Here is a 13341-nt window from a genome sequence, read left to right on the forward strand (position 1 = left end):
AAAATGACTTACAAAAGTATAAAAATCGTAAAAGGCAACGGTGGATTTGGTGGACCATTAGTCATTACTCCAACCGCAGAAAAACATAAATTCATTTACGTAACTGGCGGCGGTGAAAAGCCAGCAATTGTTGATAAAATTGCAGAATTAAGCGGAATGGAACCAGTCAATGGCTTCAAAACCTCTATTCCAGATGATGAAATTGCGATGGCAATTATCGACTGCGGCGGAACCCTGCGCTGCGGAATTTATCCGAAGAAACACATTCCAACGGTCAACATTGTACCCACTGGTAAAAGTGGTCCGTTGGCACAATATATTACGGAAGAGATTTATGTTTCGGCAGTAGGACCGGATCAAATTATGCTGGCCGACGAAAGTGAAGCAGCTGCTGCACCAACAGAAGCACCGAAGGAAGAAAAGAAATACAAATATTCTACTGATAAAAAAATCACCGAGCAACGAGCTGAGCAGCAAAGCTTCATTGCTAAAATCGGGATGGGCGCCGGAAAGGTTGTAGCAACCTTTAACCAGTCCGCTCGTGAAGGTGTGCAAACCATGATTAACACGGTTATTCCTTTCATGGCCTTTGTATCACTATTAATTGGGATTATTCAAGGGTCAGGAATCGGAACGGTTTTTGCCAACATGATGAAGCCGTTAGCAGGTAACGTAATTGGCTTGATTATTATCGGCTTTATCTGTTCACTGCCATTCCTGTCACCATTGTTAGGACCAGGGGCAGTTATCAGCCAGATTTTAGGTACCTTGATTGGGGTAGAAATTGGTAAAGGCAACATTCCACCACAATTAGCGTTACCAGCCTTGTTCGCCATTAATACCCAAAATGCTGCTGACTTTATTCCGGTTGGTTTAGGTTTAGAGGAAGCTGAAGCGGAAACCGTTGAAGTTGGGGTACCATCTGTTCTGTATTCTCGTTTCTTGAATGGTGTGCCGCGGGTTGTGGTAGCTTGGCTGGCAAGTTTTGGTATGTACAGTTAAACTAGTAGGTAAAAGTAGTTGTTGGGAGAGATGATAAAAATGATTTTTGAAACGCAAGTGACCAATATTGGACCAGAAGCCGAAATGTTCCAAGCCGAAAATATGCTGATATTCTTTGGCAACGAAGCACCAGATACGTTGGCAGATTACTGCTACAACATTGAATTAAAGGCTTCAACTGAGGAAATTCTTCCGGGTATGACTTTTTCATTTGATGATCAAGCGTACCAAATCACTGCTGTTGGGGATGTTGTGAAGAAAAACTTAGATGATTTAGGCCATATTACGTTACGCTTTGACGGGTCAACAGAAGCCGAATTACCGGGAACCCTGTACGTAGAAGCAAAAGAAATGCCGACGATTCAAGTTGGCACTAAAATTAGTATTCAGTAAGAGCCGCTGCGGAAACTTGCAACTAGTCGAGCTTTTACGAAAACGGATACTTTCTTTACACATCAAATAAATACCTTCTTGGAAAAGCTTTGCATTTTTGGTTAAGAAATGTAAGACTTGAACCAAGAAGGTATTTTTTATGAGGAGGAAAGTGCACAATGAAGGTACTAATTATGCCCGATTCTTTTAAAGGGAGTCTATCGGCACCAGAAGTTGCAGCAGCTGTTCAAAAAGGATTATCTAGAGTCTGGTCAGAAGCGGAATATCTGACATTGCCAGTTGGCGATGGCGGAGAAGGAACCTTGGATGCGTTAATCAGCAGTTTGGGGCTAGAGACCGCGACGGCTGAGGTAACGGGGCCATTTGGCGATCAGGTGGCGATGCGCTACGGCTTTAAGGGACAGCAGGCCTTTTTTGAAATGGCTGATTTGGTAGGATTGCCCCAGATCCCGGCTGAACAGCGAGCACCTTTGCGCTTACAGACTAAAGGCTTAGGTGAGCTGCTGGTTTACTTAATCCAGCAGGGCTTTACCGAAATCGGAATTGGTGTGGGTGGCAGTGCCAATGTGGATGGCGGAATCGGCTTTGCGGCTGGGCTAGGCTATCGTTTCTTAGATGAAGAGGGCGCAGAGCTGTTGCCAATAGGTGAAAATTTGGCTAAGGTTGCCAAAATTGAGAAAGCGGCGGTATTTCCTAAGCTTGGTGAGGCAACAGTTAAAATCATTAATGATGTTAAAAATCCTCTCTGCGGTGAACAGGGAGCAGCGGCGGTTTTTGGACCGCAAAAAGGGCTGCGCAAAGAAGAAATCCCGCCGACAGATACTGCATTGCAAAGCTTTTATCAATTAGCAGCGCCCGAAGTCTTAGAGCTGGCCGGTACAGGTGCTGGCGGTGGAATCGCAGCGGGTGTAGTAGCTTTTGCCCAGGGTGAGATTGTTTCTGGGATTGATTATGTTTTGGATTTGATGGAGTTTGAAGAGACGGTAAAGGACGCTGATTTAGTTATCGTTGGTGAAGGCCGTATGGATCAGCAAAGTCTTTCTGGGAAAGCACCCGTCGGCATTGCGCAGCGAGTACCAAAGGAAATCCCGGTAATTGCTCTATGTGGCAGTGTCGATAAGAATTTGACCAATACCGCAGCAGCTGGAATCACGGCGGCCTTTCCTATTTTGCATCAGCCAGAGGAGTTAGCGGCAGCTTTAGCCGATACGGAAGCTAATCTGATGCGAACGGCTGAAAGTGTAGCTAGTTTTTATCACAAAGTAGTTGAAAAATAGGAAGAAATCATTGAAACTAGGGTTGTTGCAGCGATAGAAAGTAGGCGAAATTCATGCAGGTGCGACTTGCAAATAATCCCCGTTACCAAGAACACTTTTTGATGGACCAAGCAGCGATTGCTGATTATGTAGTCAATGAACTGCAGTTGTTTTCTTCAACTGACGAGCTGGAAGTAACCGAGATTGGTGATGGCAATATTAATTATGTCTTTCGAATTGTGAATCAGACAAGTGGGGAAAGTATCGTTATTAAACAGGCGGATAAGCGGCTGCGTTCTTCTGGTCGACCCTTGTCGATTGATCGCAGCCGAATTGAAGCGGAAATATTGATTTGGCAAAATGAGCTGGCACCAGATTATGTGCCAACGGTTTACTATTTTGATCCTCAAATGCATGCTCTAACCATGGAAGATATCTCCGCTTATCACAATATGCGTTACCAATTGATAGATCACCAGATATTTCCTCATTTCAGTGAAGCGATTTCTGATTATTTAGCAGAGACTTTACTGCCGACGACTGATCTAGTATTGGCGCGAGGAGTGAAGAAGCAAAAGGTGCGGGAATTTATCAATATCGAGATGTCAGATATTAGTGAGGATTTGGTTTTTACCGAGCCTTACAATGATTACAAGCAGCGAAACATCATCACACCTGGCAATCAGGACTTTGTGGCGGAAAACTTGTACCAAAATACGCCGCTGCAATCTGAGGTGGCTTGGCTGCGGAACAATTTTATGAACAATGCCCAGGCCCTGATTCATGGGGATTTGCATACAGGTTCGATTTTCATTCATCAGCGGGGATTAAAGGTTATTGATCCCGAGTTTGCCTTTTACGGTCCGATTGGCTATGATATCGGCAATGTACTGGCTCATTTATATTTTCCCATGGTGGAAATGATGTTTGAAGATCAGCCGAAGGAAGCCTTTGTTCAATGGAGCCAGTCAGCCATTCAAGAGGTTTATGACAAGACTCGAGAAAAATTCGAGCAGGTGTACGATCAACAGGTTCAATGCTCCTTATACCGAAACGAGGTCTTTGAACAGAGTCTGCTGGATGATATTTTTGCTGATGCTTTAGGCTATGCTGGTACGGAAATTATTCGCCGGGTGGTTGGTGATTCAAAGGTTAAAGAATTGAGTCTGCTAACAAATCCCGAGTCCCAGCTGAAAATGGAGCGCTTATTGATCAAAATCGGCATTCAATTAATTATTGATCGCCGGAAAATCACCAGTGGTCAGCAAATAATTCAGCACTTTAATGAATTGAAGGAGCGATAAGTCAAATGGAACGACAAGATACAGAGATGCCCACGTTGCTGCAATACGAAAACGTGGCGTGGTATGAAGCAGGCAAGGTCCGGATTTTAGACCGTCGCATTTACCCAACCCGTTTAGAATTTGTGGAATGTACCACTTATCAGGAGGTTGCTCAGGCAATTACCGACATGGTAACGCAAAGCGCCGGACCTTATACAGCTGCGGGAATGGGCATGGCTCTAGCTAGTGATCAGAGTAAAGACTTAGCCCCAGAAGAACGGATTGCCTATTTGCAGGAGGCTTCAGAAACCATTGCGACAGCTCGTCCCACCACGGCTAATCGCATGCGCTTAATCACGGAAAAATGCTTGCGGGTGGCGGAGGCAGCCTTAACGATTGATCATGATCCCACGGAAGCCATCAAGCAAAATACGATTGATTCTTTGAATCGTCGTTACTTTACGATGAGCAAGGTAGCCAAATATCTAATTGATAAAATTCCTGACGAGGGTACAGTGCTGACACAATGCTTTGGCGAAACGATTATCGGAACCCTGCTGCGGGAAGCCAAGCAGCAAGGCAAACAGCTGCGCTTTTTCTGTGCTGAAACCCGACCTTACTTGCAGGGGGCCCGTCTTACAGCTAGCTGCTGTGCTGAAATGGGCTTTGAGACGACGGTGGTCACTGACAACATGATTGCCTATCTAATGACCCATGAAAAAATTGACATTTACACTTCAGCGGCTGATACGATTGCTCAAGACGGCTACATAGCCAATAAGGTGGGCACTTACCAGATTGCGCTGTTGGCGAATCGCTTTGGCATTCCTTATTTTGTGACAGGAATTCCCGATACCGACAAAAAGACCAAGGAAAGCATTAAAATTGAGATGCGCAATCCAGAGCAGGTGTTGGAAATGAATGGGATTAAGCATACCTTACCAGGTGTTATAGCGATTTATCCCTCCTTTGACGTGACGCCGCCAGAATTAATTGGGGGAATTGTCACCGATCGCGGGATTTTTTCACCCTATGATTTAGCCAGCTATATGGAAGTCAATCCAGAAAATACATTTTATTAAGGATGAGAAGAAATGAACTATTTAAAAGAACGGGAAGCAATTGTTGACTATGGTAAAAAGTTGATTACGGAAGGGTTAACCACCGGAACCGGCGGCAACATCAGTCTTTATTTAAGAGAACAAGGCGTGATGCTGATCAGCCCCAGCGGGATTCCTTACTTTGATACCAAAATGGAAGATATTGTCGTGATGGATTTGGATGGAAAGGTTGTTGAAGGCGATCGCAAGCCTTCCAGTGAATACGATCTGCATGCGATTTTTTATCGCAATCGTCCAGATGTGAACAGTGTGGTTCATACGCACTCGGAATATGCTACCACCTTTGCTTGTTTACAGCAGGAGATTGAGCCGTTGCATTACATTATTGGTTCGATTGGCGAAAAGGTTCGCTGCTGCGATTATTGTACCTTTGGCAGCTATGAATTGGCCGAAGAAGCCTACAACAAAATTGGCAAAGATAAAGGAATTTTGCTAGGAAATCATGGTGTTTTAACGATTGGCAAGACCCTGTCAGCTGCTTTTGAGGTGGCTAAGGATATTGAATTTATCGCCAAATTAAATTACCGGGCCCGTTGTATCGGCACCCCTGTTTTATTAAACAATGAACAGCTGGCAGAAGCCGTGGAGAAATTCGGCACATACGGTCAGCAATAGGAAAGTCAGCTTTTAAAATCAGGACTCTCATTAACAGAGTATTTTGTTAATGAGGGTCTTTTTTCTAACATTTTTTCAACAAAAAATAACATTGAAAGGGTGTCTGTTAAGGCTGGATTATTTATAGGAAAAACAGCAGTTCAATCATAACGCTTACATTTTTGCACAAATAGTTGGCAACAATCTCTACTTATCAAGAATTGTTGCCAACTATATACTTTGTTTAGACGAGGGGATAAGAATATGAAAGATCGAACGATTAACATGCTAAAACTTTTTATAACTACTGACTATCCTTTAGACCTGCCAGCACTGGAAGAGAAATTTCGTATCAGTGCCCGCACGATTCGCAATGAATTGAAGGAAATTAATGAATTTCTGATGCGCAAGCATTTTCCCGAAATTGAGAACGTTCGCAAAAAAGGATACCAGCTGGTTTTGTCAGAAGATCAGCGCAAGCAATTGAATGAGTTTACCAAAAAGGTGGAGACCCCAGATTATCTAGAAAGAGAAAATCGGATTTTTGATTTGATTCTGGCCTTCTCTTTAGGTAAACGCCCAGTTTTTCTTTACCAAAAGGAAGAAGAATACTTGATCTCTAAAAGTACCTTGGATGAAGACATGCGGCGGGTACGGACAACTCTGCAAACCTATGGAATTGAAGTATTAAGTATTGCCAAGCAGGGAATTGTCCTGCGGGGAGCTGAGCGTTCCATTCGGACAATGATCTATGACATTATCAACGAAACAGTTGGGGTCATTGATCCAGGGAAGGCACATTTATCCTCGTTAAATCGTTCAATCCTTGATCGCTACATTCCGCTGACGCTTTTACAGAAGCTGGATCAGCTGTATGACCAATCCATCTCATCAGTGGAAGACAATATTTATCGGAATCAATTAATTGTTTTTACCGCGGTATGGCTCAGTCGTTATCTGCGGCAGGATTTGATTGCCAGTACTGCCTGGGAGGTAGTGGACACACCGCAAAGTGAAATTCGCGATTATGTGAATGCGATCTGTGAGACATTTGCGATTCATCCGCCGGAAATTGAAATTAAATATATTGTTTTCATGCTGAATACCTTCAACTCACGGGATATGAATAATTCCATCGAATGGGTTCAGGCGCAGCTGTTATCGATTCAATTGATTCAATTTGTAGAGACGCAAACCAAAATCCCTTTTTCCCGCAAGGAAGAGGTACTGCAGGAAGGGCTGTACAAGCATATTGCTGGATTGATCAATCGAGTCAAGAGCGATATCCAAATTGTGAATCCGCTAAAGGAAAATATTCAAAAGAACTATGGCAATATTTACACCGCCATTCAGCAGTTCACCCCGGAAATCGAGAAGTGGACCGGCAAAAAACTGAGTGAAGATGAAATGGCTTTCCTAACGATTCATTTTTCTACCTCAGTCAGTGCGATTAATCAAGATCTTCACTACGTCTATAAAGCGGTAGTAATTTGCAACCACGGGATGGCAACAGGAAAGCTGTTATCGGAAAACTTAAAGGAGCTGTTCAATATTGAAGTATTGGCGGTGTTAAGCTCTCGGGAAATAGCCTTGATTGACAAGCTAGATGTCGATTTAGTCTTTTCTACCGTCCAGGTTTCCTATGACAAGAAGCCGTTGCTGGAGCTGGACCCGATTATCAAGGAAGAAAGCAAAAAACGGATTCAGCAATTTTTAAACGAAAACAGCAAATACAAACGGTTGATTAACAACAGCAACGATTCCACACACTTGTTTTACACCTTGATTGACATCATCGAACGAAGTCAGGGACAGGTGAGTGGTGAAATTTATAAAGAATTAGAATTAGTCTTTGATCAAAACCATTTAGTGATCAATAAAAAGGAGATTCAGCCGATGTTGAAAGATGTGTTAAAGGACAGTGCGATTTTATTGAAGCAGCCTGTTCACGATTGGGAGGAAGCAATTGAGAAGGTAGCGGAGCCATTATTAAAGGAAGCCGTGATTGAAAAAAGTTATGTGGAGGCCATGATTCAATCGGTCAAGGAGTTTGGGCCTTATATTGTGATCGGTAAGCATATCGCGTTAGCCCATGCCCGACCAGAGGATGGCGTGAACCGCTTAGGTCTTAGCGTAGCCACTTTGGAAACGCCAGTGGAATTTGGCAATGACAGCAATGATCCAGTGAAAATCGTATTTTGTCTGGCCGCCGTGGATTCCTTCTCTCACTTAAATATCATGAAAAGCTTGGTGGAGTTAATCAATGACGAAGAAAAGATTGACCAGTTAAGCGAGTTCACCGATGTAGAAGAATTCAAAGCAGTATTGTTCAGTTAAGCAGGAATAATTTTTTTAAAAATAGAATGGAGCGAAATGATTATGGGAAAAAGAGTAGAAATTTTATTTGTTTGCGGTGCAGGCTTAGGCAGCAGCTTTGCCGCTCAGATGGCCGCTGAGGATGTCTTAAATGCACACAACGTCGATGCAAAATTGGATCATGTAGATATTTCCACGGCGGCTTCGGTTCAACCAGATGTGATTATTACCGCACAAAATTTCCAGTCGCAGTTTGAAAAATTCTCGATTGATGAAAGTAAAACGTCAATTGTTTTCTTGAAGAATATCGTCTCAAAGGCAGAAATTGAAGAAAAATTATTACCAGTTTTAGCAGAAAAGGGCGCTTTGTAAAAAATTAGCATAAAGGAGACAAAACAATGGGTGTAGTGAATTTTATTATTCAAAATATTTTGACACAGGCCTCAATCACAATTGCGTTGATTGCCATGTTGGGTTTGGTCCTGCAAAAGAAATCGGTGGGGCAAGTAATTTCTGGTACCTTGAAAACCTTACTGGGCTTCCAGGTATTAAGTGCCGGCTCCAGTATTATCGTTGGCAGCTTAACCTACTTTGGTGAAATCTTCACAGCCGGCTTCAATATGCAGGGAATTATTCCTTCGATTGAAGCAATTAATGGACAGGCGATGAATGAACTAGGCTTAGGCCGCGACATTGCCTTAACCTTTTTAGCCATTTTTGTTTTTAATATTATTATTGCTCGCTTTACTAAATGGAAATACATCTTCTTAACGGGTCAGGCAATTTTATGGATGGCAACCATGACAACCGTCTTTGGTTACTTCTCTGGTTTAAGAGGAATTGTCTTAATTCTAGTTGGTGGATTCGTCGGTGCCGTCTTTGCGGTGGCTATGCCAGCAATTGCTCAGCCGATTATTCGTAAGATTACAGGTTCCAACGACATTGCCCTCGGTCACTTTTGTACGATTGGTTACATGTTTGAAGCAGGAGTTGCTTACATTTTCGGTGAAAAAGGCGAAAACAAAAAATCAATCGAAGACATTAATTTACCAAAATCCTTTGAATTTCTGCAAGATACGTATCTATCAGTGATGGTAGTCATGGTGCCGTTGTATATTATCACAGCTGCCTTTGCTGGAGCAGACGTTGTCGATACTGGGTCCCAGCATTACTTGATGTATGCCTTCCTGCAAGCCATCCAGTTTGTCGTTGGGGTTTATGTCCTGCTATCAGGTGTACGTTTGTTGCTAGGAGAAATCGTGCCAGCCTTCCGCGGAATTGCTATGAAGCTGGTGCCGAATGCCGTGCCAGCTCTAGACTGCCCAGTGTTCTTCCCTTATTCACCAAACGCAGTTATCTTAGGCTTCATTACAACAACGATTGGTACGATTATCGCCATGTTTGTTTTACCGATGTTTGGTTTAGCCATGATTCTGCCAGGAATGTTAACGAACTTCTTTGCTGGTGGGACTGCCGGCATCTTCGGTAATGCAGTTGGCGGACGACGAGGCGCAATTATCGGCGGGATCGCTCACGGATTCTTCATTACGCTGCTGCCAGCCTTGTTAGTAACTATTTTCAATCAAATGGGCTTCGTCAACGCTACCGCAACCGATGTTGATACAGTTACGGTCGCTCTATTGTACGCCTGGATATTAAGCCCTATCTTAAAAGCCTTCTAGGCTGGAAAGGAATTTCTTATGTTTGGTTTTTTCAAAAAGAAAGAAAAGAAAGCTGTTGAAGTGGTAGAACCAACCTTGACCGCAGAAGATAAACAAGCGTTAACAGGTAAGCTTCAGGAATTAACGGCTGAAATCGAAGCAGCTGATCCAGCCGAAAAAGAAAAAATGGCACAATTACACGAGCAGCTGGGTCTCACTTATGCAGAATTACAAGAGACAGAGCAGGCCATCAACGCACTGGAAACCAGTCTCGATTACAAACTTACCATCAAGGACGGCTACAAAAAGTTAATGAGTCTCTACAACGCCAAGCGGGCTGAAGCTGCCCGCAACGGCGACGATGCAGGGATTGATTATTATATGGGCAAAATGGACGACATGCGCCAGATTGCCAAAAAAGTCACTATCAGCGGATAAAAAAGAAAAGAAGGTATTGTATACATGTATAAAACACTTAAAGAAGTCACTCAAACTGCCACAGAATTAAACATGACCATTGGCGCCTTTAACACTCATAATTTAGAAATGCTGCCGGAAATGATTCGAGCGGCTAAAGAAATGGGCGCACCGATTATCATTCAAACCAGTATTGATACAGCCAAGTATATTGGCTACAAAGTTATGGTAGCTGTAGTCAAGGAAATTGCCGAGGATGAAATGGTCGATGTCTGCCTGCATCTGGATCATGCACGCGACTTTGACGAAATCAAAGCAGCTATCGATGCCGGCTACTCGAGCGTCATGTACGACGGATCCCATTTGCCCTTTAAAGAAAATATTGCCAAAACTAAAGCAGTTGTTGAATATGCCCATGCCCATGGTGCTTCAGTAGAAGGGGAATTAGGAACCATCGGCGGAACCGAAGAAGGCATCTCCGTTGCAGAAGACGACAAGGTGTACACTAAACCGGCTGATGCAGTAGAATTTGTCCAACAAACCGGTGTAGATGCACTAGCCATTGCCATTGGAACAAACCATGGTCAGTTCAAATCCAAAACCGAAGTCAATATTCCTTTATTAAAAGAAATTCACGCAGTTGTTGATATCCCGTTAGTTGTACATGGCGGCACCGGAGTAAAAGAAGAGGATTATCCGGAACTAATCAATAACGGTATCCGCAAGTTTAATGTCGGAACCGAATTGCTGGTAAATTGGACCAAAACCGCAAAAGAATCCTTTGCCGAAACTGAAGTCAATAAATCACTGCGCCATAATGTCATTCCAGCAAATATCAAAGTAAAAGAAATTGTTAAACACAAAATCGGCCTGTTCATGAACGTAGACAGCCCGCTAGCCTTGAAGAAATAAGATGAAAAAATACTTGATTTTACTGGCGGGGAGTCCGGCAACCGGCAAAACGTATTTAATCAACGAAATAAAAAAGGTACTGCCGGAGCTGTTTGTCATCACCCCAGACGAAGGCAAAGAGATTCTAGCGGATTCAGTTGGGTTTAACAGCTTAGCTGAAAAAGCCGCTTTAGAACAAAAAGTCTGGAAGTTTTACTATGGGGTACTGGATTTATATATGGAAGCAGGTAAACGGGTGATTCTTTCAGAGTACCCCTTCAGCCAAAAGCAGGCACCTAATTTGCAGGCGCTGGCAGAGAAATATGATTATCACATCATTACCATTCGTTTAGTTGCAGATTTTGATGTTCTGTGGCAGCGGCGAAAAGTAAGAGATGTGGCGAATGATCGGCATTTAAGCCATATTATGACTCACTATCATTTTGGTGATCAGCTTGCTGATCGGACTCAAGCAGATGCCTTGATTACCGAAGAAGCCTTTCGCCAGATAATCAACGACCGGCGCTATCATGAATTTCAATTAGGTGAGCTAGTAGAGTTTGATGTTTCAGATTATGAAAAAGTAGATTATCAACCATTTATTCAAGCGTTGAAGAAACGGATTGAGGAAGATCGATAAGGAATAAGCAAAACAGCAGCAGGATCCCTAAAAAAAGGGAACCTGCTGCTGTTTCTATTCGTCTGGATTATCGGAAAGCATGCGATGGGCAATGACGTCAGTTGTAATCAAATCAGTAATTAAATGGTTCTTACAGGCATAGTAAACCCCAGACCACTTGTCTTCGTGATGGGCGATGGCAACTACCTGAGGAATTTTTTTCAAATCTTCAATTCCCACCCCAATGACATTGTTATTAATATCATGATTAACTTCCTTGCCTTCGCGATCAAAGAAACGGGAATTCACATCGCCGACTACCCCCAGTTTTTCTAACTCAAGAATATCTTCCTTAGTTATATAACCAATCTCCTCCATCGTATTTACATGGTAAGGCGAGGAGATACTTACGATGGCCAAAGAGACATTTTTTGCCTCTTCTAAAATCCCCTTGATGTAAATATTATTTTCAAATTCCTTTCGCATCAAAGGATTAGAAACCAGTGCTGGTGTATACAAATACTTTGACGTACTGCGTGTTTTTCTAGCAAATTCATAACACAGCTGATTAGAGTGAATATCAAAATGATCTGTTCCCATCCCACCGATCAAAGGAATAAAGACCTTATCAGGATAATTCTCAAAAGGAAACTGCGTCACCAGGCTTTTGATAGATTTCCCCCAAGAAACGCCAATTGTATCGGTTTTTTCAATGTTATTTTTAATTGAGATGGCTGCAGTCTGACCTAAGACCTTCTCCACCTCTGAAAAGGATAAGTTACTTGTATCAATAACCACAGCAGAATTTAACCCAAACTCTTTTTCTAATTTATTTTCCAGATCAATAGAATAGACGTCCTCGCTATTAATAAAAAATTCTATAAAGCCCTTATTACGGGCGGCAATCAGCCATTTAGAAATAAGAGAGCGTGAAACACCTAGCTTTTTCGCTATCTGCACCTGTGTTAAGCCCTCTTTGTAGTAAAGTGTGGCAACCTTCAGCATATTTCTTTCCTCGGATGTACTCATAGCTCTCCTCCTCCACGCACATTCTATTTCGTTTTGCGTACTGTTAAGACAGTACCATTTTAAACCATTTTGCTGCAAAAAAAAAGTGAAAATATCATTTGACATTTTTTGTGTCACTTGATATATTGTTCTCGAAAGTATCATTCGACACAACTTGTGTCATATGATACGAAAACTCGCGCGAGTGTCATATTCCAAATTTTAGGAGGAAGGTCATGGATTTTTTAGTAAAACTATCAGACGGTTTCATCGGAATGTTTCAGGCAGGAGCTGAAACATTTGTGGGGTTCCTAACCGGGATTATCCCATTGCTTATTACGTTAATTTTGTTTGTAAACGCTTTGATCAAGATTATCGGTGAAGAAAGAGTTTTCGGCTTTATGCAAGTTTGTACCAAGTTTATCGTTTTGCGTTACACCTTGATTCCGTTTCTCGCTTGTTTCTTTTTAACCAATCCGATGTGTTATACCTTTGGACGATTCTTAAAGGAAGAGCACAAGGCAGCTTACTATGACTCAACCGTATCAATGGTTCACCCAATTGTTGGACTTTTTCCTCATGCGAATGCCGCGGAATTATTTGTTTATTTAGGGGTTGCTGCTGGTTTTGAAAAGGTCGGTAACCAGAGTGAATTGGCTCTTCGTTATCTCTTAGCTGGTTTTGTCGTCATCCTGATTCGGGGAATTGTTACGGAACGGATTGCTGCTATTTTAGCTAGTCGCGACAAGAAGAAAGCAGTAAATGCTTAACGAACGGAGG

The 13341-nt window shown here is 42.6% G+C and carries 14 protein-coding genes; 13 read left to right on the forward strand and 1 reads right to left on the reverse strand.

The genetic code is table 11. The annotated features are described in order from the left end of the window. The first annotated feature begins 3 nt into the window (after positions 1-3). From srlE to I588_RS25415, 12 genes are all read left to right on the forward strand, one after another. A complete protein-coding gene (srlE, locus tag I588_RS25360; protein WP_010758705.1) occupies positions 4-1002 on the forward strand; it encodes a PTS glucitol/sorbitol transporter subunit IIB in 999 nt (332 codons plus the stop codon). A gap of 39 nt (positions 1003-1041) precedes the next feature. Continuing rightward, a complete protein-coding gene (locus tag I588_RS25365) occupies positions 1042-1395 on the forward strand; it encodes a PTS glucitol/sorbitol transporter subunit IIA (RefSeq protein ID WP_034694063.1) in 354 nt (117 codons plus the stop codon). Between the two features lie 158 nt (positions 1396-1553). Continuing rightward, positions 1554-2672, forward strand: coding sequence for a glycerate kinase family protein (locus I588_RS25370; protein WP_010758703.1), 1119 nt, complete (start codon positions 1554-1556; stop codon positions 2670-2672). A gap of 53 nt (positions 2673-2725) precedes the next feature. Beyond that, positions 2726-3955: an S-methyl-5-thioribose kinase gene (mtnK, locus tag I588_RS25375; RefSeq protein WP_010758702.1), complete on the forward strand. Its 1230-nt coding sequence runs from the start codon at positions 2726-2728 to the stop codon at positions 3953-3955. 5 nt (positions 3956-3960) lie between these two features. Then, positions 3961-5016: an S-methyl-5-thioribose-1-phosphate isomerase gene (locus I588_RS25380; RefSeq protein ID WP_010758701.1), complete on the forward strand. Its 1056-nt coding sequence runs from the start codon at positions 3961-3963 to the stop codon at positions 5014-5016. 12 nt (positions 5017-5028) lie between these two features. Further along, positions 5029-5670 (forward strand): L-fuculose-phosphate aldolase, encoded by a 642-nt coding sequence (locus tag I588_RS25385; protein WP_010758700.1) that lies wholly within the window; start codon positions 5029-5031, stop codon positions 5668-5670. A 243-nt stretch (positions 5671-5913) separates the two neighbouring features. After that, on the forward strand, positions 5914-7986 hold the full coding sequence (locus I588_RS25390) for a BglG family transcription antiterminator (protein WP_010758699.1): 2073 nt from the start codon (positions 5914-5916) through the stop codon (positions 7984-7986). Between the two features lie 42 nt (positions 7987-8028). Further along, complete coding sequence (locus tag I588_RS25395; RefSeq protein ID WP_010758698.1) at positions 8029-8337, forward strand: PTS sugar transporter subunit IIB; 309 nt, start codon at positions 8029-8031, stop codon at positions 8335-8337. Between the two features lie 26 nt (positions 8338-8363). Beyond that, positions 8364-9647 carry a PTS sugar transporter subunit IIC gene (locus I588_RS25400; RefSeq protein ID WP_010758697.1) on the forward strand — a complete coding sequence of 428 codons (1284 nt, stop codon included), beginning with the start codon at positions 8364-8366 and terminating at the stop codon, positions 9645-9647. Between the two features lie 18 nt (positions 9648-9665). Next, a complete protein-coding gene (locus I588_RS25405) occupies positions 9666-10064 on the forward strand; it encodes a hypothetical protein (RefSeq protein ID WP_010758696.1) in 399 nt (132 codons plus the stop codon). Between the two features lie 24 nt (positions 10065-10088). Beyond that, positions 10089-10955, forward strand: a complete 867-nt coding sequence (locus I588_RS25410; protein WP_010758695.1) for a class II fructose-bisphosphate aldolase — start codon at positions 10089-10091, stop codon at positions 10953-10955. A gap of 1 nt (position 10956) precedes the next feature. Continuing rightward, entirely contained in the window at positions 10957-11574 is a 618-nt protein-coding gene (locus tag I588_RS25415; protein WP_010758694.1) for an AAA family ATPase, read from the forward strand. A 54-nt stretch (positions 11575-11628) separates the two neighbouring features. Here I588_RS25415 and I588_RS25420 read toward each other — a convergent pair whose 3' ends face one another. Beyond that, positions 11629-12582, reverse strand: coding sequence for a sugar-binding transcriptional regulator (locus tag I588_RS25420; RefSeq protein ID WP_010758693.1), 954 nt, complete (start codon positions 12580-12582; stop codon positions 11629-11631). A 215-nt stretch (positions 12583-12797) separates the two neighbouring features. On the opposite strand from I588_RS25420, the gene srlA reads away from it, so the two are divergent. Then, positions 12798-13331: a PTS glucitol/sorbitol transporter subunit IIC gene (gene srlA, locus I588_RS25425; protein WP_010758692.1), complete on the forward strand. Its 534-nt coding sequence runs from the start codon at positions 12798-12800 to the stop codon at positions 13329-13331. The last annotated feature ends 10 nt before the right edge of the window (positions 13332-13341 follow it).

Origin of the sequence: Enterococcus pallens ATCC BAA-351 (genome assembly GCF_000407485.1) — a bacterium.
Classification (GTDB): Bacteria; Bacillota; Bacilli; order Lactobacillales; family Enterococcaceae; genus Enterococcus_A; species Enterococcus_A pallens.

Coding starts and splice junctions, on each gene's coding strand:
- I588_RS25365 (WP_034694063.1), top strand. CDS start 1,042: ATGATTTTTGAAACGCAAGTGACCAATATTGGACCAGAAGCCGAAATG.
- I588_RS25385 (WP_010758700.1), top strand. CDS start 5,029: ATGAACTATTTAAAAGAACGGGAAGCAATTGTTGACTATGGTAAAAAG.
- I588_RS25400 (WP_010758697.1), top strand. CDS start 8,364: ATGGGTGTAGTGAATTTTATTATTCAAAATATTTTGACACAGGCCTCA.
- I588_RS25420 (WP_010758693.1), bottom strand. CDS start 12,582: ATGAGTACATCCGAGGAAAGAAATATGCTGAAGGTTGCCACACTTTAC.
- I588_RS25405 (WP_010758696.1), top strand. CDS start 9,666: ATGTTTGGTTTTTTCAAAAAGAAAGAAAAGAAAGCTGTTGAAGTGGTA.
- mtnK (WP_010758702.1), top strand. CDS start 2,726: ATGCAGGTGCGACTTGCAAATAATCCCCGTTACCAAGAACACTTTTTG.
- I588_RS25380 (WP_010758701.1), top strand. CDS start 3,961: ATGGAACGACAAGATACAGAGATGCCCACGTTGCTGCAATACGAAAAC.
- I588_RS25390 (WP_010758699.1), top strand. CDS start 5,914: ATGAAAGATCGAACGATTAACATGCTAAAACTTTTTATAACTACTGAC.
- I588_RS25370 (WP_010758703.1), top strand. CDS start 1,554: ATGAAGGTACTAATTATGCCCGATTCTTTTAAAGGGAGTCTATCGGCA.
- srlE (WP_010758705.1), top strand. CDS start 4: ATGACTTACAAAAGTATAAAAATCGTAAAAGGCAACGGTGGATTTGGT.
- I588_RS25415 (WP_010758694.1), top strand. CDS start 10,957: ATGAAAAAATACTTGATTTTACTGGCGGGGAGTCCGGCAACCGGCAAA.
- srlA (WP_010758692.1), top strand. CDS start 12,798: ATGGATTTTTTAGTAAAACTATCAGACGGTTTCATCGGAATGTTTCAG.
- I588_RS25410 (WP_010758695.1), top strand. CDS start 10,089: ATGTATAAAACACTTAAAGAAGTCACTCAAACTGCCACAGAATTAAAC.
- I588_RS25395 (WP_010758698.1), top strand. CDS start 8,029: ATGGGAAAAAGAGTAGAAATTTTATTTGTTTGCGGTGCAGGCTTAGGC.